The sequence below is a fragment of the Methylobacterium amylolyticum genome, from assembly GCF_030700245.1.
Classification (GTDB): domain Bacteria; phylum Pseudomonadota; class Alphaproteobacteria; order Rhizobiales; family Beijerinckiaceae; genus Methylobacterium.
In genome coordinates, this window is the sequence record NZ_JAUYZI010000030.1 from 21,555 (window position 1) to 39,253 (window position 17,699).

Here is a 17,699-nt window from a genome sequence, read left to right on the forward strand (position 1 = left end):
GTGTCCCTCAGCCGCGCCCGGACTGGCCGCCCTCGGCGGCCAGCTTGATCCCCGCGAGCACCCGGTTGTAGGTGCCGCAGCGGCAGATGTTGGTGATCTCGGCGCGGATCTCCGCGTCGCTCGGACGCGGGTTCTGCGCGAGCAGCGCCGCCGACGCCATGATCATGCCTGGCTGGCAGAAGCCGCATTGCGGCACGTCGAGCTGCGCCCAGGCGCGCTGGACCGGGTGATCGCCCCCCGGGGCCAAACCCTCGATGGTCACGATCTTCTGTCCCGGCTCGACGGCCGAGAGCGGGACGGAGCAGGAGCGCACCGCCGCCCCGTCGATATGGACAGTGCAGGCGCCGCATTGGGCGATGCCGCAGCCGTACTTCGTGCCGGTGAGCCCGGCCTGCTCGCGGATCACCCAGAGCAGCGGCGTATCCGGCTCCGCGTCGACCTCGCGCACGACTCCGTTGATCGTCAGACGGGCCATCGCATCCCTCTCGTTGGAACCGCACTAACTTGTCCGGTATCGTCCGGATCGGGCGAGGTCACAATAGGGGCGGGGTCCCGCCGGGCGGTCAGCGCGTCGCATCGTAACGGATCGGACGGCTTGGCCCCGGAACTTGGCCCCGGAACTTGGCCCCGGAACGAGAAGAGCCGCCCACGGGGGGCGGCTCTGCGGACGCGTCGGTGCGGCGTATGGGGTCAGCCGCCGTAACGGACGGCGAGGTTGGCCGAGTGGGCGTGCTCGTCTGCGATGTAGGGCAGCGCCTCGTTGGCGAAGCGGCGGCCGGCCGTGCTGTCGCCGGACTTCGCGTAGGAATCGTACAGCGCCAGGGTCCGGGCGTCCGAGCGGGCCTGCTGATCGACGTAGGCGCGGTCGAAGGCGCGGCCGTTCGGGGCAGCCTTCAGCGCCTCGATCCGCTGGATGCCGCGCTCGCCGAGCGCCACGCGCCGGCCCGGCTCGGTCGGGCTGTTGTCGACGATCCCCACGGCGCCGAGCGCGCCGCCGACCACCGTTGTGCCGATGCTGGCGGCGATCGTCACCGGCGCGAGCACCAGGCCGACCGGGTTGCTGAGATCGGTGCGGATGCCCTGGTTGTCCGAGACCACCGTACCGCCGCGGCTGAGGGAGGTGCCGGCGGGCAGCAGCGCGTCGGTGGTGGCCTTGCGCTCGACGAGGACGCGGTTGGCGTAGTTGCGCACGCGCGGATTGTTCGAACGCTCGAGAGCAATGCGGCTCGCCTCGATGCTCGCCGCGTCCGAACGCAGGGCCTCGGCGCGGAAGGCGGGGGTCGAGGTCGCGGCGGCGCCGACATCGGCGGCGTTCGGCAGGATCCGGATCGGGAGCGCGTCCTGCGCCAGGGCCGGGGTCGCGAGGGCGGCGACGGACAGGCCGAGCGCGGCCAGGGTGATCGTCTTCATGGTCGGGATGTCCTGCATTCTTCTTGTTGAGCCGAGGCCGGTCGCCGGGTCCACGGATGACCTCGATCGCCGACGGCTCGGACCGGCGCCCCGGGCGGGGCACGTCGGGCGCTCAACCGTCCCGCTCGGACGCCGTTCCGGATCGGTGCCATCGCGATTCCGTGAGCCCACGCCGCTGCCGCCGCGGGCGGATTACGAAGCGCGCCGAAGTTCGAACCGAAAAACGTCCCTGCTTTCAACAGATTGCGCTGGCGCGCCGTTGGCCGGTGCCGCCGGAGTGACCGAAATCCTGACCCGCACACCTATGCGCTCGGCGGGATCCTGATTGCCCAACCATGCATGGTGCATTGCAGCGGGCAGGTCTCGGGCACCCTACCCGTCGCCGAACAGGGCGGCTTGCCCGACTGGGTCGCGCGCCGGCACGGCCAGCCCGAGATGGCGGAAGGCGTGGGGCGTGAGGATGCGGCCCCGCGGCGTGCGCTGCACGAAGCCCTTCTGGATCAGGTAGGGCTCGACGATGTCCTCGATCGCGTCGCGCGGCTCGGACAGTGCGGCGCCGATCGTCTCGATCCCGACCGGGCCGCCGCCGAACGACGCGGCGATGAGCGTCAGGTACTTGCGGTCCATCACGTCGAGCCCGGCCTCGTCCACGTCGAGGAGCCGCAGCGCCCGGTCGGCGATCGCCCGCGTCACCGTCTCCGCCTCCGCGACGATCGCGAAGTCGCGCACGCGCCGCAGCAGCCGCCCGGCGATGCGCGGCGTGCCGCGCGCCCGCTTGGCGATCTCGTTGGCTCCCTCGGTCGACATGCCGAGGCCGAGCACCCGGGCGCCGCGGGCGACGATCTGCTCCAGCTCGTCGATCTCGTAGAATTCCAGCCGGATCGGGATGCCGAAGCGGTCGCGCAGCGGCGTGGTCAGCAGCCCGGCCCGGGTGGTGGCGCCGACCAGGGTGAACTTCGGCAACTCGATCTTGACCGAGCGCGCCGCCGGACCCTCGCCGATGATCAGGTCGAGCTGGTAATCCTCCATCGCCGGATAGAGGATCTCCTCCACCGCCGGGTTGAGGCGGTGGATCTCGTCGATGAACAGCACGTCGCGCTCTTCCAAGTTGGTGAGCTGGGCGGCGAGATCGCCGGCCTTGGCGATCACCGGCCCGGACGTGGAGCGAAAGTTGACGCCGAGTTCGCGCGCGACGATCTGGGCGAGCGTGGTCTTGCCCAGGCCCGGCGGTCCGACGAACAGGACATGGTCGAGGGCCTGCCCGGTCTTGTGGGCGGCCTCGATGAAGATCTGCATGTTGGCACGCGCCGCGCGCTGGCCGATGAACTCCGACAGGTTCAGCGGGCGGATCGTCTGATCCGCGTCGTCGGCGCGCTTGTCCGGCGTCAGAAGCGGGTTCGTCGGGGGCTTGGGCTTGCTCATGGACCCGTCGCGCGTGGACCTGTCGCGGGCCTGCAACCGGCCCGGGTCGTCCTACCGCGGGAGCGGCGCCAAGTCTAAGCGCGCGGTGCCGCGTGCCCCGCCGCACCGCCGGCCGGCCGGCGCGGCGCCAATGCTGGCGGCACACCCGGCGAAACGCGCCGAATCGTGCAACCGCTCGCCTGTGCCGTGCATTGCAATGCAAAACACGCACAGGCTGCCGCACCCGCGGGTTCAGAGACCATCATGCCGCGATCCCTTCTTCCGGGCGCTCTTGTCGCGCTCTTCACCCTCGCGGGCGCCGCGGAGGCCGCCCCCGCCGGCCGCGCCGCCAAACCTGCGGAGGCACCGTCCCCGATCCAGCCGGTGGCGGCGGTCGAGCACGAGGAGCCCACCACCTGCAGCCGGATCCGGCGGCGGCTGTGGATCGAGAACGAGGGTTGGATCGTGCGTCGGATCACCACCTGCCGTTGACGGCGCGACGCGGATCCTGGGGGCGAAGCCTCTCGTCGGTGGCGCCTCAGCACTCCTCGCGGGTGGCGGGAGCCCGGGACGCGGAACGACACCGGGCAGGACAGGTTCTCGAAGACCTCGAACGGTCAGCCAAGGAGTCGGTTCGATGTGGTCACGCACGCTCCCGATCCTGGCCGCGCTGGCCGTCACGGCGACCGTCCCGGCGGCCGCGGAGGGCCGGCGCAGGGTGGCGCCCTACGGAACCGTCTACGGGACCGAGGGCGGCTACGGCTATGCCGGCGACTTCGTCCGCGGGACCTATGTCGGGGCACCGTTCACCCGCTTTCCCAGGCCGGCCGAGATCGTGCCGAGTCCCTGGAGCTACGGAACCTACGGGATCCCCACCGTCTCCGGTCAGCCGCCGGCGCCGACCGGCCAACCGACGCTGACGGTCGTCAACGGCGGCAGCGCCGGGCGGAGCGATCCGGGCCTCCGGGTCATCGAGGTTCGCGTTCCGCGTCGCTGAGTCCCGCGTACCACGCGGCGTAGGGCGTGTTGCGGGCGAGCCGGCGGTTCAGGTCCGGCGTCCCGTCCGTCCACCAGACCGGGCCGCGCTCACCCAGCGCGGTCTTCGCGGCATCCACCTCTGCCCGCGCCCGCGCCAGATGCGCGGCGGCCTCCGGATCCCCCGCGCGCTCGGCGGCCTTGGCCGTCTTCACGGCACGCCGCGCGGTCATGAGCGCGCGCACCAGGGCTTCGCGCCGCTCGGGGCCGAGCCCGGGATCCGCCCGCCGCCACAGGCGTCCGCGCACCACGAGATAGCGACCGTCGGGCGTGATGGGCGGCGTACTCACAATCGAAAATCGCACCGGGACGCGCCGCGTTGGCGGCGGGTTAAACCTTCCGGCCTAGGCTCCGCGCGAAGGTCGGGCCACGCCATGCAGATCGTCATCGTCGATTCGAGCCGCGTCGTCCTGCGGATCATCGCCTCGCTCCTGGAGCCGCGGGGCCACACGGCGCACGTGTTCACCGATTCCCGGGCGGCCCTCGCGTTCCTCGAAGCGACGCCCGCGGTGCGCGTGCTGATCACCAGCCTGGAGGTGCGGCCGCTCACCGGGCTGGAGCTGTGCTGGTCGGCGCGGCTGCTCGCCGAGGAGCGCCGGCCGCTCCACGTCATCACCATGTCGTCGGCCCACCACGTCCGCAACCTCGCCGAGGCGCTCGACAGCGGCGCCGACGACTTCATCGAGAAGCCCCCGGGCGCCGAGGAACTGTACGCGCGCCTGCGCGCCGCCGAGCGCATGACGACGATCCAGGAACAGTTGATCCGTCTGGCCGAGACCGACCCGCTGACCGGGCTGTACAATCGGCGCGCCTTCTTCGCGCGGGCCGGCGCGGCCGAGCGGTCGGTGCGCGACGGGCGGCTCTCGGCGATCCTCGCCGATATCGACCACTTCAAGCGCATCAACGACGGGCACGGTCACGATATCGGTGACCTCGCCATCCAGGCGGTGGCGGAGATCGTCGCCGCGGAGGGGATCGCCGGGCGGCTCGGCGGCGAGGAGTTCGCGGTCGTCCTGCCGGGACTGGGGCTCGCGGAGGCCGCCGCGCACGCGGAGCGGCTCCGCCAGCAGGTCCGGGCCCTGCGCGTCGGTGCGGGCGCCGTCGCGCTGAGTTGCAGCTTCGGCGTCAGCACCTGGGACGATGCGTGCACCGGCTCGGACGCGGTCGCGGCGCTGATCAAGCGCGCGGACGTGGCGCTCTACGAGGCCAAGGCGGCCGGGCGCGACCGGGTGATCGTCCAGGCTGCCGCCTACCCGCTGGCGAAGGCTGGCTGAGGGACAGCGGCCGACCGATAACGGGACACCGGGCCGCAACATGCTTAACAACGCCGTCCCGGGACGATACGTATTTTCCGCAATCACTACGTATCGACGGCATCTTTCCGCGTAATAAACCTTAACTTGGCCGCCGAGGACCTGGAACGGATCTTGGAACTTAGCACCCGAGCTCGGCCGCACTGTTTCAGGCCGGGATGCGAGAGGTGCGAGGTCATGAGTACGGCCGTTGGCGTCCTTATCCTGGATGAGCCGCAGGACCTGAGCGCGCAGGTTCGCGCCACCCTGGAGCACATGCCGGAGTTTCACACGATCGGCGAGACCGACCTGGCCGAGGCCGGATCCGGCAACGCGGTCGCCCTCGTGTTCATCGACGAGATCCGTCTCGCCGACGCGGTCGCCCGACTGGTCGAGCTGAAGGAGCGGCAGCCGTCCCTGCGCGTCCTCGTCTCGTTCAACGCTCTGACCGCCGACGACATCCGCGCGCTGCTCTCGGCGGGCGCCGACGCCTTTGTCGCGCGGCCGAAGTCGCCGCGCGAACTCGGTGCCGCCCTGCTGGCCCTCGCGGAGGGGTCGGACTGCCTCGTCCCGGCCGAGCGGCCCGGGCCGACCGCGTCCGAGATCGGCGACGGGCTCGGCCTGACGCCGCGGGAGGCCGAGGTGCTGCGCTTCCTCAGCTCGGGCTTCAGCAACAAGGAGGTCGCCCGCCGCCTCGCGCTGAGCGTTCGCACCGTCGAGACGCATCGCCTCAACCTGCGGCGCAAGACCCAGACCGGACGGTTGAAGGATCTGGTCTCGCTCGCCCGCCAGCTCGGGCTCGCCCCGGTGGTCGACGGCGAGCCGGTCGGCCGCGGCGGCGAGGACCGGTCGGGCAACGGGCGGCCGTCGCGGCACTGAACGGGGCGCGCGTCGGGCGGCCGGGCACCGCCCGGCACCCCGACCCGCCCGCGGACGCCGGTCACGCGGCGTCGGCCCGCACCTTCGCCCGCAGACGCCGTTCGGTCGCGCGCGCGGGCTTCGCGCGGCCTCCGTTGCGGGCCGCCTCGGCCTGGACCGCCGCCAGCCGCTCCCGAAGGAGGCCCAGCACGGCCGCCTCTTCGGCCCGCAACCGGGCCAGATCCTCGGTCAGCTCCGTCTCGACCGCGTCCTTCAATTGCAGGATGAGCGCGCCCTCCAAGTAACAGTCGAGCACCTGCGGGTGGATGTAGCATTTCCGGCAGATCGTCGGGGTGTTGCCGAGGCGCTGGGCCACGCTCTCGATCGCGGCGCGGACGTTGCGCTTGGCGCCGGCCTCGCTGTCGAACGCCTCGAAGCCGCTGAGCGCCAGCGCCGCCAGCACCGTGCCGGCCCAGGTCCGGAAGTCCTTGGCGGTGTAGTCCTCGCCGGTAATCTCCCGCAGGTAGGCGTTGACGTCGGACGAGGTCACGTCGCGCCGCGCGCCGTCCGAATCCAAGTACTGGAACAGCTCCTGGCCGGGCAAATCCTGGCACGCCTTGACGATCCGGGCGACGCGCCGGTCCTTCAGCGACACGTCCCAGACCTTGCCGCTCTTGCCCTTGAACCGGAAGGTCAGCGCCGCGCCCTCCACCTTCACGTGCGGGTCGCGCAGCGTGGTGAGGCCGTAGCTCTTGTTGGTGCGGGCGTAATCGTCGTTGCCGACCCGGATCAGCGTCGTCTCCAAGAGGTGGACGACGGTGGCGAGCACCTTCTCCCGGGGCAGGCCGGACCGGCGCATGTCGGCGTCGACGCGGGCACGGATGCCGGGCAGGGCGTCGGCGAAGGCCATGATGCGCGCGAACTTGTTGGCCTCCCGCGCCTGCCGGAAATCGGGGTGGTAGCGGTACTGCTTGCGCCCCTTGTCGTCGCGGCCGGTCGCCTGGATATGGCCGTTGCGGCGCGGGCAGATCCACACGTCGGTGTAGGCGGGCGGGATGGCGAGACCGCGGATGCGTTCGAGCGTCGCCGCGTCCCGCACCGGCGCGCCGCGGGCGTCGAGGTAGCGGAAACCCTTGCCGCTGCGCCGCCGGGTCAGGCCGGGCCGGCCGTCGTCCACGTAGGCGAGGCCGACTTCCGCCGCCGCCTCGCGCAGATCGCCGCCGCTCTCGGCCGCCTCGTCCCGTGCCATCCCGCGCCCCGTCCTACGCCGGCCGGCTCCGTCCGGCCCGAAGGCGTCGGTAAACCGGCGGCCCGCGCCCGGCGTTCCGCGGCCTGCGTATCGGTCGCGGAGCCGGCTCGATCGGCGTCCCGCGCGGGCCTTCCACCGCGGACACGGCGTGCTAGGAGCCGGGGATGGACGAGTCCGCACCGAATCCCGCCGCGCCGATGCGGCGCCTCGTCTTCGTCGTCACCGAGGACTGGTTCTTCGCATCGCACTTCCTGCCGCTGGCGCGGGCGGGCGTGGCGATGGGCCTGTCCGTGACCGTGGTGACGCGCGTGCGCGACCACCGCGCCGCGATCGAGGCGACCGGGGCCCGGGTGGTGCCGCTGGAAGCGGAGCGCGCGAGCCTCAACCCGATGGCGGCCGGCTACAGCGCCGGCCAGCTTGCGGCGATCCTGAAGGCGCTCAAGGCCGACATCGTCCACTGCATCGCCCTGCGCGGCATCCTCGTCGGCGGCACCGCGGCGGCGATGGCGGGCGTGTCCGCCCGGGTCTACGCGCTCACCGGCCTGGGCTTGATCGGCGCCCGCGCGGATCGGGTGGGCCGGGCCGGACGGCTCGCCCTGCGGGCGCTGATCCGCGGGCCGCTCGCCTCGCGGCGGACGCGGTTCGTGTTCGAGAATCCCGAGGACTCCCTGGCGCTGGGCCTCGACCCGTCGGAGCGGACGGTGACGGTCGTCGGCGGCGCGGGCGTCGACCCGGCCGCCTATCCGGTCCGGCCGCTCCCCACCCTGCCGCCGCTGCGGGTGGCGCTGGTCGCGCGGATGCTGTGGTCGAAGGGCGTCGACGTGGCCGTCGAGGCGACCCGCCTCGCCCGGGAGCGCGGAGCGCCGGTCGAGTTGTCGCTCTACGGCGCCCCCGACCCCTCCAACCGGCGCGCCATCCCCGAGGCGACCCTGCGCGGCTGGAGCCGGGACGGGATCGCGTGGCACGGCCCCACGGCGGACGTGGCCGGCGTCTGGGCCGGGCACCACGCCGCCTGCCTGCCGTCACGGGGCGGGGAGGGGCTGCCGCGCACCCTGCTGGAGGCGGCGGCCTGCGGCCGGGCGCTGGTGACGACCGACGTGCCGGGCTGCCGCAGCCTCGTGCGCGACGGCGTCGAGGGGCTGCTCGTCCCGCCCGCCGACGCCCCGGCGCTCGCCGCCGTGCTCACGCGGCTCGCGAACGATGCCGGGCTCGTCGCCGCCCTCGGCGCGGCCGCCCGGGCGCGGGTGGAGGGCAGCGGCTTCACAGAGGCGGCGGTGGCCGAAGCGGTGGCCGGCGTCTGGCGCGACCTGCTGAGCGCGTGACCGTGCGCCCGCCCGACGACCCCGACGGCTTCATCCGGGCCAACACCCGGCTGCTGCCGGTGCCCTACGCGCCCGAGATCCGGCTGCACCTCGCCGAGGAGGCGACGGACCTCTGGCAGAAGACCGAGGAGGAGCTGGAGGCGATCGGCCTGCCGCCGCCGTTCTGGGCCTTCGCCTGGGCGGGCGGTCAGGCGCTCGCCCGCTACCTCCTCGACGACCCGGCGCTCGCGGCCGGGCGCCGGGTCGTCGACTTCGCCTCCGGCTCGGGCCTCGTCGCGATCGCCGCCGCGCGGGCCGGCGCCGCCCGCGTGCTGGCCAGCGACCTCGACCCGTTCGCGGTCCGGGCGATCCGGATCAACGCCGAGGCCAACGGCGTCGGCGACCGGATCGAAGCCGTGCGGACCGACCTGATCGGCACGGAGCCGGAGGCCGATCTCGTGCTGGTGGCCGACGCGTTCTACGAGCGCGACCTCGCCGCGGCCGTGACCGGCTGGCTCGCGGATCTCCGGGCCCGGGGGCGCACGGTGCTGATCGGCGATCCCGGCCGGACCTACCTGCCGCGCGAGCGGCTGGAATGCGTGGCGAGCTACTCCGTGCCGGTCTCGCGCAGCCTGGAGGACGCGGAGATCAAGCGCAGCCACGTCTGGCGGCTGCGGCCCTGAGGCCGGGGACTTCCGCGCGTGCCGTGCATTGGAGCATGATGCGCGGACGCGGGATGGCGGCTCCCTCGAGCGCAGCGGACCCGTCACCCGTCCCGCGGGCCGCCGCATCCCGCGCCGCCGAGCGGCCGACCGAAGGTTTTCTGCGCATTGACCGGCACTCCGAGCCTTCCCCGCGTCGTGGCCTTCTCGGGCAGTGCCAAGCGGCCGTCCCGGACCCGCGACCTCGTCGAGGCCGTCGCCGGCGAACTCGGACGCCTGCGGCGGATCGACCTCCGCGTGTACGACCTCGTCGATGCGGGGCCCGGCCTCGGAGCGACCCTGCGCGCCGACCTGCCGCTCCCGGCCGCGCGGCTCGTCGAGGCGATCGAGGGAGCGGACGCCCTGATCGTCGGCACGCCGGTCTACCAGGGCGGCTACGCCGGGCTGTTCAAGCACGTCTTCGACCTCGTCGATCCGGCGCGGATGGTCGGGATGCCGGTGGCGCTGACCGCCACCGGCGGCGGACTGCGCCACGCTCTCGTGGTCGAGCACGCCCTGCGGCCGCTGTTCGGCTTCTTCGCCGCCCACGCGGCGCCGACCGCCGTCTATGCCGGGCCGGACGACCTGGCGGACGGCGCCGTCGCCGACCCGGGAGTGGCGGAGCGCGTCGCCGCCGCCGCGGCCGAACTCGCCGCCCTCCTCGACGTCTCCCGCGCGCTCGGCGCCGGCGCGGCCGCGTGACAGCGCACGCGCTTTCGTGTGCACGCGCGGCGATCCGGGATCCCCTTCGCGCGGCCGTACTCTAGATTCGGTCCAACGAAGCGATGCCGCGAGGGCTCATGGCTGGTTCCCCGATCACCACCGGCAAGGCGGGCCGCCCGCCGCTGCCGGCGACCTACGTGACCGCCTCCGGTCTTCCCCGCTACAATCCGGTCTCGCAGGCGCTGCACTGGCTGACCTCCGCCCTCGTCCTCGCGATCCTGCCGCTGGCCTGGGTGGCGATCAGCCTGCCGCCCGGCCCGAACAAGGGCAGCATCTTCGTCCTGCACAAGTCGGTCGGCCTGACGATCTTCGCGATCGTCGTGCTGCGGATCGTCTGGCGGATGATCCGGCCGGCGCCGCCGGACCCGAAGGCGCCCTGGGCGCTGACCCTGATCGCCCGGATCAACCACTGGCTGCTCTACGCGATCTTCCTGATCATGCCCGTGAGCGGCTATCTGCTCAGCGCGTGGTCGGGCCGCGACACGCCGTATTTCTGGCTGTTCACCGTTCCCGGCCTGCCGAAGGACGAGGCGGCCCAGAAGATCGCCCAGTCGATCCACGTCTTCGGCCAGTACGCGGTCTACGTCCTGGTCCTGCTCCACATCCTCGGGACCGTCTGGCACCTCGTGATCCGCCGCGACGGGCTGCTGGAGCGGATGCTGCCCGTGCAGGACGGCCGCGGCGGCCGCTGAGCCCGCAATCGCCCGGGGGGTCTACGGGTCGACCCGGCGCAGGACGAAGGTGGTGCCGACCTCGGGGTCGCGCCGCCAGCGGCCGTCGCCGGTCGGGATCAGGTCGATGCTGTGGCCGCGCTTGGCCGTCAGCGTCATCCGCCCGCCCGCGTAGCGCCAGCGTACCGGGTCGAACACCTCCAGGCCGCCGTCGTGGCAGCCCGGGACGATCCGCACCGTCCCGGCGGCGCCGTCCAGGGAGAGGCGGCAGGTGTCGCGGTCCTGGAACCGGTCGAGGGCATAGATCCCCGGGGTCGGACCGCCGGCCGCTTCGGCCCGCGCCCCAGGCTGCGGGGCGGGCGTCGGCGCGGCCGGCGCGACGCCCGGCGGAACCGCCGCGTCGGGCTTCTCCGGCTCGGGCGGGCGCATCGCGACGATGTCGAGCGGCACGAAGCTGTAGCTCTCGCCACTCTCGGTCTTCGCGACGAGGCTGCGCTGGTCCGGCCGGCGGGTGAACAGCAGCACGGGACGGACGTTGCGGTCGACGAGCCGGACGGCGCTGTCCGTGTAGAGCCAGCCCGCCACCGGACCGATCACCGGGAGCGCGCGACGGCACCCGGCGGGGAAGTACAGGCGGCGGCCGGCCTCGCCGCTGTCGCCGGACAGGGTCATCACGCAGCGCCGGTTGCTGCCGTCGCGCGACAGGTCCCAGGTGCCGGGCACGTCGCCGATCCGGTCCGGCAGGCTGCGCGTCTCGGGCGGCGCGGCGGGCTCCGGAGCGGCAGGCTCCGGGGCGGCAGGCTGCTCTTGCGCCGGGGCGAGGCTCGGCCAGAGCGCGAGGGCGGCGCAGAGCGCGGCGCCGGCGCGCCTCACGCGCGCGGGCTCCAGGGCGTCTCGGCCACCGGCGTCAGCGGCCCGCGGCCCTCGAACCACGACACGACGTTGTCGACGACCAGCTGCGCCATCGCCGCGCGGGTGTACTCGGAAGCCGAGCCGACATGCGGCAGCAGCACCGCGTTGTCGAGGGCGGCGAGGTCCGACGGCACGTGCGGCTCGTTCTCGAACACATCGAGGCCGGCCGCGTGGATCGTCCCGGCCTTCAGCGCCGCGGTGAGCGCCGCCTCGTCCACGAGGCTGCCGCGGGCGACGTTGACGAGGATGCCCTCGGGGCCCAGCGCCTCCAGCACCTCCGTGCCGATCAGCCCGCGCGTCTCGGCCCCGCCCGGCGCCACGACGATCAGCACGTGCACCGCCCGCGCCAGCCCGATCAGCGTGTCGTGGTATGTGTAGGCGACGTCCGCCTGACGGCTGCGGCCGTGATAGTCGATCGCGACCTCGAAGCCTTCGAGCCGGCGGGCGATCGCCCGCCCGATCCGTCCGAGGCCGAGGATGCCGATCCGGCGCCCGCGCAGCGACGCGGTGAGCGGGAAGGGCGCCTTGGGCCAGTGGCCGGCGCGCAGGTAGCGGTCCGCCTGGGGCAGCCGCCGCAGGGTGGCGAGGACGAGGCCGACGGCGAGGTCTGCGACCTCGTCGGTCAGCACGTCGGGGGTGTTGGTCACGACGACGCCGTGACGCGCGGCGGCGGCCGCGTCGATCGTGTCGTAGCCGACCCCGAAATTCGCGATCATCTCCAGCTTCGGCAGCCGTGCGATCAGCCCGGCATCGACCGCGGCGTGGCCGCCCGCGCACACGCCGCGGATCCGCGGAGCGACCTGCGTCAGCATGGCGTCCGCATCGTCCGCCCTGTCGAGCCGGTGGACGGTGAAGCGGTCGTCGAGGGACGATTCGATCAGCGGGTGCATCCGCCGCAGGAGCAGGATGTCGGCGGGCGGGGCGGCGGTCATGGGCGTTCCGTTTCCTTGCCGGGCGGCTTCCTTGCCGGTCGACGGCTGCGTAGCGCGGGAGGACGGCCCACGCATAGGCCCTCGCGCGGGCGGCGCGCTACCGGGCTGTGGGTGGGGCGGCTGACATCCGCGACCCTTTCGCCGTCTCGCCATCGCCTCCGGGCGCGGCTCGCCTCTTCCGAAACCTCCCGCCCAGCATTAGTAAGGGTGAGCCGGACGGAGACCAGAACCGGGACCGAGCCAATCTTCGAAGATCCGAACCGATGACCAGCCCACGCACCCTCTACGACAAGATCTGGGACGACCACGTCGTCGATGTCCTGCCGGACGGCTCCAGCCTCCTCTACATCGACCGCCACCTCGTGCACGAGGTGACGAGTCCCCAGGCGTTCGAGGGCCTGCGGGTGGCCGGCCGCAAGGTGCGCCACCCCGAGAAGACGCTGGCGGTGGTCGACCACAACGTCCAGACCTCGGACCGCAGCCAGGGGATCGACGACCCCGAGAGCCGCACGCAGCTCGAAGCGCTGGCCGAGAACGTGCGCGACTTCGGCATCGAGTTCTACGACGCGCTCGACCGGCGCCAGGGCATCGTCCACATCATCGGGCCGGAGCAGGGCTTCACCCTGCCGGGCCAGACGATCGTGTGCGGCGATTCCCACACGTCCACGCACGGCGCCTTCGGGGCGCTCGCCCACGGCATCGGCACGTCGGAGGTGGAGCACGTGCTCGCCACCCAGACGCTGGTGCAGAAAAAGGCGAAGAACATGCGCGTCACCGTGGACGGCACGCTGCCGCCGGGCGTGAGCGCCAAGGACATCGTGCTGGCCATCATCGGCGAGATCGGCACCGCCGGCGGCACCGGCCACGTCATCGAGTACGCCGGCGAGGCGATCCGCGCCCTCTCGATGGAGGGGCGGATGACGATCTGCAACATGTCGATCGAGGGCGGCGCCCGCGCCGGCATGGTGGCCCCCGACGCCACCACCTACGCCTACGTGCAGGGTCGGCCGAAGGCGCCGCAGGGCGCAGCCTTCGACCGGGCGCGGGCCTACTGGGAGAGCCTCGTCACCGACGCGGGCGCGCATTTCGACCGCGAGGTGCGCCTCGACGCGGCCAACCTGCCGCCACTGGTGAGCTGGGGCACGAGCCCGGAGGACGTGATCTCGGTGCAGGGCCGCGTGCCCGACCCGTCCGAGATCGCCGACGAGAACAAGCGGCAATCGAAGGAGAAGGCGCTGGCCTATATGGGCCTGACGCCCGGCACGCCGATGACCGACATCCGCCTCGACCGGGTGTTCATCGGCTCCTGCACCAACGGCCGAATCGAGGATCTGCGCGTCGTCGCCCAGATGGTCGAGGGCCGCAAGGTCCACGAGAGCGTCTCGGCGATGGTGGTGCCGGGCTCCGGCCTCGTGAAGGCTCAGGCCGAAGCCGAGGGGATCGACCGCATCCTCAAGGCGGCGGGCTTCGACTGGCGCGAGCCCGGCTGCTCGATGTGCCTCGGCATGAACGCCGACCGGCTCAACCCGCTGGAGCGCTGCGCCTCGACCTCGAACCGCAACTTCGAGGGCCGCCAGGGCCACCGCGGCCGCACGCATCTCGTGTCGCCGGCGATGGCCGCGGCGGCCGCGGTCACCGGCCGCTTCGTCGACATCCGCGAGTGGCCGCAGGCCTGAGCCCCGGAATCACCGTCGCGGAAATCCCGCGGCGGCGCGGAGAACGCGATTGACGCGGGATCCGGCGCCGCCTAAACGAAGCCGTCGCTGGCCATGGCCGGCGGCGAGCCCAGGTGGCGGAATTGGTAGACGCGCTGGTTTCAGGTACCAGTCTCGCAAGAGGTGAAGGTTCGAGTCCTTTCCTGGGCACCATCTGATCTTCGAACTTTCGAGATCGGACGGTTCTACCGCCACATCCCGCACCGGGTCGCCGGATGCGGAATTTGTTATTTCTGAACCGGCACCTGCACGCGCGATCTTTGCCCTGTTCGCAGCCTCGGATGTGGACGGCGTCTTTGGCTGCTCCCGCCGGCAGTCCAACCGGTACGGGCCGTCCGGCGGTCACGCACCGCGCGTTGCAGGATGACCGAGCATCGCGGATCCCCGAGGCCTGCCCGTCACTGAAGGCGACAGTGCTGGGCGTGGGCGCGGATCCAGCGCGGCGAGAGGATGTCGCCGTCCTCCGTGATGATCCAGGGCTGCGCATCGTCGTCATCGATCACCGCCGCTGCCGCCGTCAGCGCGTCGCGCAGGGTGGCGAACGCGCGTCCCTCGGCGACGTGGGCCGGCGCATTGCCGGGCCAGACGGTCAACTCGGCGCGCTTGTCGAGGTCGGCTCGCGTCATGCACTGGCTCCGATCATCGGGGATTCTCGGACGTCTATCGCCGCCCTGTGACGGGGGTCTGGCGTTCGTGTTGCGGGGCTGTGTCGCGAACGTCACGAGCGCGTGATGCCCGGGGGCTCGGAGGCGCGAGGCCGACCTGTCCGAGGCCCATGTGTTGCCGGTCGGTCGCGCGGGGTGCTACCGCGCGAACCCTCCGAGGGCCGGAATGCGGCGGGCGGCATGGAGCGGTCGAGGACGATGGCAGCTCCCAGCGTGGCCGACAGCATCGGCCGCATCGCGCGACGCGACTACCGGGTTGCGATCATCGGCCTCGGCTACGTCGGCCTGCCTCTGGCACTCACCGCCTGCGCTGCGGGCTTCCCGGTGCTCGGGCTCGACATCAACCCGGACCGCGTCGCTCTGCTCAATCGCGGCGAGAGCGGCTTTCGCCATATCGCAGACGCGCGCGTCCGCGCGGCGCGCGCGTCGGACCGGTTCGTCGCGTCGCTCGATTTCGCCGGGCTCGCCGACGCGGACGCGATCCTGATCTGCGTTCCGACCCCGCTGACTCGCCACCGCGAGCCGGACCTCGGCTTCGTCGCCGACACCGCCCGGGCCGTTCGGCCTCACCTGCGGCCCGGACACCTCGTCGTGCTCGAATCGACCACGTGGCCCGGCACGACCGACGAGGTCGTCCGACCGATCTTGGAGGCAGGGGGGCTGAGGAGCGGCGTGGACTTCCACCTCGCCTACTCGCCCGAGCGCGAAGACCCCGGCAATGCCAGCCACGGCACAGCGACGATCCCGAAAGTCGTCGGCGGCGACGGCACCGACGCGCTCCGCCTCGCCCAAGCCCTCTACGATGCCTTGGTGGTCGCGACGGTGCCGGTCTCGTCGCCGGCGGTAGCCGAGGCGGTCAAGCTCACCGAGAACATCTTCCGCGCCGTCAACGTCGCTCTCGTGAACGAGCTCAAGGTCGTCTACCAGGCGATGGGCATCGACGTCTGGGAGGTGATCGAGGCGGCCAAGACCAAGCCGTTCGGCTACATGCCGTTCTATCCCGGCCCCGGCCTCGGCGGCCACTGCATCCCGATCGACCCGTTCTACCTGACGTGGAAGGCGCGGGAATACGGCATCACCACGCGGTTCATCGAACTCGCCGGCCAGATCAACACCGCCATGCCGGGCTACGTGGTCGATCGACTCGCCGAAGCGCTCGACCGCAGCGCGGGCCGCGGGCTGCGCGGTGCCCGCATCCTGATGGTCGGGCTGGCTTACAAGAAGAACGTCGACGACCTGCGCGAGAGCCCGGCGCTGACGCTGATCGAGCGGCTGACGGCGCGCGGCGCGGCGGTGGACTTCCACGACCCGCACATCCCGGTGATCCTGCCGACCCGCGAGCATGCCGTCCTGGCCGGCCGCCGCTCGGTGCCGCTGTCGCCGGAGGGCGTCGCCGCCTACGACGCGGTCCTGATCGCCGCCGACCACGACGCCGTCGATTACGCGGCGCTGGCCGCGGCGGCCCGCCTCGTGGTCGACACCCGCAATGCCTGCGGCCGTGCCGGTGTGAGCGGCCCGCACATCGTCAAGGCGTGAGGCGGCGCGGCCGATCCCCCCCGTGCCCTCACCCGCCGCGGGAGCGTCAGAACACCTGCACCTTGTCGAGATGCAGGTAGGTGCGCTCGGCGAGTTGCAGCCGCACGTAGCGCGCCCGCTCGCCCGGCACCATCACCCGCAGCGGCCGGCCGTCCGCGCCCCCGAAGGTGTAGCCGGCCTGATCGTGCACGAGGCGCCACTGCTCGCCGTCATCCGACAGCAGCACCCGCAGCGTCCGCGACCGCTCCCGCGCGCAGTCCATCCGGTTGTAGACGCGTACCTCGTGCAGATTCTGCACCGTATCGAGATCCACTTGCCACCACGGCGCGTCCTCGATGTCCGTGTGGAACCCGGGACGACCGGTCAGGGGGCCGTCCACGCCGCCCTGCGCGCCGTTCGCCACGTCGAAGTACGACCACTCGCACTCACTGCTCTGCGCGGCGCGCCTGCCCTCGCTGAGAAGGCCGTCGTAGTCCGGCAGGCCCGGAAAGCCCGGCTTGGGTCGGCAGAAGAAGGCCTCGCCGTGGCCCACGTCATTGAGCTGGAGCCAGCGCGGGCGCAGGTCGAACCCGCGCAGGAACGCGGTGATCTCCTCCAGCGTGCACCCGCCCTCGTAGAGCGGTGCCTCGCTCACCTCGATGTAGACCCCGTCGATCTGGGGCAAGCTGCCTGTCGCCCCGCGCAGCACCCGCAGGTCCGCCCCCTGCGCGTCGACCACCAGCAGGTTCGGCACCCGCCCCGGGCTGTGCTCGGCCACGATCGCGTCCACCGTCGTCGTGACCATCCGCTGCACGCCGGTGTAGACGATCTCCGGGTGATGCTCGGCATGCGCGCCCAGCGCGAACAGGCTCGATGATTGCCCGCCGTTGCTGGCCACGTTGAACTGCACCGCGTCGCCCGCCCGCTCAGCGCAGACCGCCTGGATCGCCGAGTGGAACGGCAGGCCGGCGAGGTTGGCCTTCAGGATGGCGAAGGCGCTGTCGACCGGCTCGACGTACAGGCACGGGCTCGCCCCGTTCGCCTCATAATCGTGCCGCTCCTGGCCCTCGTTCGCCCCGACGTGCAGGACACCCTGGACCCAGTGACCGGCCACGTTCATCTGTTCAAGTGCGTCTAACATCGAGCCCCCGCTGGCCATGTCGATTACGGCGTTTGATCAGAAGCGGGAAGCAATAGCGATTCGATTTTGTGTGGACGAACCCTCACTTTCTCCGTCTCTGCGCGCAAAAATGAATCGAAATTGTATTTTGCAAATATCACATAATATCCCGATCAAGATCCTGGCAATTGCAGACCAA

General features: G+C 72.2%; 19 protein-coding genes and 1 tRNA gene. 11 read left to right on the forward strand and 9 right to left on the reverse strand.

Going from position 1 to position 17,699, the window contains the following annotated elements:
* Window positions 1-7 precede the first annotated feature (7 nt).
* From Q8W71_RS20260 to ruvB, 3 genes are all read right to left on the reverse strand, one after another.
* The gene (locus Q8W71_RS20260) at window positions 8-475 is read right to left on the reverse strand and encodes a (2Fe-2S)-binding protein (RefSeq protein ID WP_305527211.1); all 468 of its coding nucleotides are present in this window, start codon (window positions 473-475) and stop codon (window positions 8-10) included.
* 215 nt (window positions 476-690) lie between these two features.
* Window positions 691-1,410 carry a DUF4142 domain-containing protein gene (locus tag Q8W71_RS20265; RefSeq protein ID WP_305527212.1) on the reverse strand — a complete coding sequence of 240 codons (720 nt, stop codon included), beginning with the start codon at window positions 1,408-1,410 and terminating at the stop codon, window positions 691-693.
* Between the two features lie 372 nt (window positions 1,411-1,782).
* On the reverse strand, window positions 1,783-2,832 hold the full coding sequence (ruvB, locus tag Q8W71_RS20270) for a Holliday junction branch migration DNA helicase RuvB (RefSeq protein ID WP_305527213.1): 1,050 nt from the start codon (window positions 2,830-2,832) through the stop codon (window positions 1,783-1,785).
* 243 nt (window positions 2,833-3,075) lie between these two features.
* Here ruvB and Q8W71_RS20275 point away from each other — a divergent pair, with 243 nt between their 5' ends.
* Both Q8W71_RS20275 and Q8W71_RS20280 read left to right on the forward strand, forming a co-directional pair.
* Window positions 3,076-3,303 (forward strand): hypothetical protein, encoded by a 228-nt coding sequence (locus tag Q8W71_RS20275; RefSeq protein WP_305527214.1) that lies wholly within the window; start codon window positions 3,076-3,078, stop codon window positions 3,301-3,303.
* A 145-nt stretch (window positions 3,304-3,448) separates the two neighbouring features.
* Complete coding sequence (locus Q8W71_RS20280) at window positions 3,449-3,808, forward strand: hypothetical protein (RefSeq protein ID WP_305527215.1); 360 nt, start codon at window positions 3,449-3,451, stop codon at window positions 3,806-3,808.
* Here Q8W71_RS20280 and Q8W71_RS20285 read toward each other — a convergent pair.
* A complete protein-coding gene (locus Q8W71_RS20285; RefSeq protein WP_305527216.1) occupies window positions 3,780-4,136 on the reverse strand; it encodes a hypothetical protein in 357 nt (118 codons plus the stop codon). The two genes, Q8W71_RS20280 and Q8W71_RS20285, sit on opposite strands and share 29 nt — an antisense overlap.
* 84 nt (window positions 4,137-4,220) lie before the next feature.
* Between Q8W71_RS20285 and Q8W71_RS20290 the strand changes: the two genes are divergently transcribed.
* Window positions 4,221-5,120 (forward strand): diguanylate cyclase, encoded by a 900-nt coding sequence (locus Q8W71_RS20290; protein WP_305527217.1) that lies wholly within the window; start codon window positions 4,221-4,223, stop codon window positions 5,118-5,120.
* A 216-nt stretch (window positions 5,121-5,336) separates the two neighbouring features.
* Entirely contained in the window at window positions 5,337-6,017 is a 681-nt protein-coding gene (locus Q8W71_RS20295; protein ID WP_305527218.1) for a response regulator transcription factor, read from the forward strand.
* Between the two features lie 61 nt (window positions 6,018-6,078).
* Here the strand turns inward: Q8W71_RS20295 and Q8W71_RS20300 are convergent, their stop codons facing one another.
* Window positions 6,079-7,245, reverse strand: a complete 1,167-nt coding sequence (locus Q8W71_RS20300; RefSeq protein ID WP_305527219.1) for a DNA topoisomerase IB — start codon at window positions 7,243-7,245, stop codon at window positions 6,079-6,081.
* A gap of 164 nt (window positions 7,246-7,409) precedes the next feature.
* Here Q8W71_RS20300 and Q8W71_RS20305 point away from each other — a divergent pair, with 164 nt between their 5' ends.
* From Q8W71_RS20305 to Q8W71_RS20320, 4 genes are all read left to right on the forward strand, one after another.
* On the forward strand, window positions 7,410-8,567 hold the full coding sequence (locus Q8W71_RS20305) for a glycosyltransferase (RefSeq protein ID WP_305527220.1): 1,158 nt from the start codon (window positions 7,410-7,412) through the stop codon (window positions 8,565-8,567).
* Window positions 8,568-8,569: 2 nt separating this feature from the next.
* A complete protein-coding gene (locus Q8W71_RS20310; protein WP_305527270.1) occupies window positions 8,570-9,229 on the forward strand; it encodes a class I SAM-dependent methyltransferase in 660 nt (219 codons plus the stop codon).
* Window positions 9,230-9,376: 147 nt separating this feature from the next.
* Complete coding sequence (locus Q8W71_RS20315; RefSeq protein WP_305527221.1) at window positions 9,377-9,949, forward strand: NAD(P)H-dependent oxidoreductase; 573 nt, start codon at window positions 9,377-9,379, stop codon at window positions 9,947-9,949.
* Between the two features lie 98 nt (window positions 9,950-10,047).
* Window positions 10,048-10,662, forward strand: coding sequence for a cytochrome b (locus Q8W71_RS20320; RefSeq protein WP_305527222.1), 615 nt, complete (start codon window positions 10,048-10,050; stop codon window positions 10,660-10,662).
* Window positions 10,663-10,683: 21 nt separating this feature from the next.
* On the opposite strand, the gene Q8W71_RS20325 is transcribed toward Q8W71_RS20320, so the two are convergent.
* Together Q8W71_RS20325 and Q8W71_RS20330 are read right to left on the reverse strand one after the other, a co-directional pair.
* Window positions 10,684-11,514, reverse strand: coding sequence for an AprI/Inh family metalloprotease inhibitor (locus tag Q8W71_RS20325; RefSeq protein ID WP_305527223.1), 831 nt, complete (start codon window positions 11,512-11,514; stop codon window positions 10,684-10,686).
* Window positions 11,511-12,485, reverse strand: coding sequence for a 2-hydroxyacid dehydrogenase (locus Q8W71_RS20330; protein WP_305527224.1), 975 nt, complete (start codon window positions 12,483-12,485; stop codon window positions 11,511-11,513). The genes Q8W71_RS20325 and Q8W71_RS20330 overlap by 4 nt, the downstream gene beginning before the upstream one ends.
* A 263-nt stretch (window positions 12,486-12,748) precedes the next feature.
* Between Q8W71_RS20330 and leuC the strand changes: the two genes are divergently transcribed.
* On the forward strand, window positions 12,749-14,161 hold the full coding sequence (gene leuC / locus Q8W71_RS20335; protein WP_305527225.1) for a 3-isopropylmalate dehydratase large subunit: 1,413 nt from the start codon (window positions 12,749-12,751) through the stop codon (window positions 14,159-14,161).
* Between the two features lie 107 nt (window positions 14,162-14,268).
* A tRNA-Leu gene (locus tag Q8W71_RS20340) sits at window positions 14,269-14,353 on the forward strand.
* A gap of 245 nt (window positions 14,354-14,598) precedes the next feature.
* Here Q8W71_RS20340 and Q8W71_RS20345 read toward each other — a convergent pair.
* Complete coding sequence (locus tag Q8W71_RS20345) at window positions 14,599-14,826, reverse strand: hypothetical protein (RefSeq protein WP_305527226.1); 228 nt, start codon at window positions 14,824-14,826, stop codon at window positions 14,599-14,601.
* A 237-nt stretch (window positions 14,827-15,063) separates the two neighbouring features.
* Here Q8W71_RS20345 and Q8W71_RS20350 point away from each other — a divergent pair, with 237 nt between their 5' ends.
* Complete coding sequence (locus Q8W71_RS20350) at window positions 15,064-16,401, forward strand: nucleotide sugar dehydrogenase (protein ID WP_305527227.1); 1,338 nt, start codon at window positions 15,064-15,066, stop codon at window positions 16,399-16,401.
* Window positions 16,402-16,447: 46 nt separating this feature from the next.
* Here the strand turns inward: Q8W71_RS20350 and Q8W71_RS20355 are convergent, their stop codons facing one another.
* The gene (locus Q8W71_RS20355; protein WP_305527228.1) at window positions 16,448-17,500 is read right to left on the reverse strand and encodes an FkbM family methyltransferase; all 1,053 of its coding nucleotides are present in this window, start codon (window positions 17,498-17,500) and stop codon (window positions 16,448-16,450) included.
* Window positions 17,501-17,699: the final 199 nt, after the last annotated feature.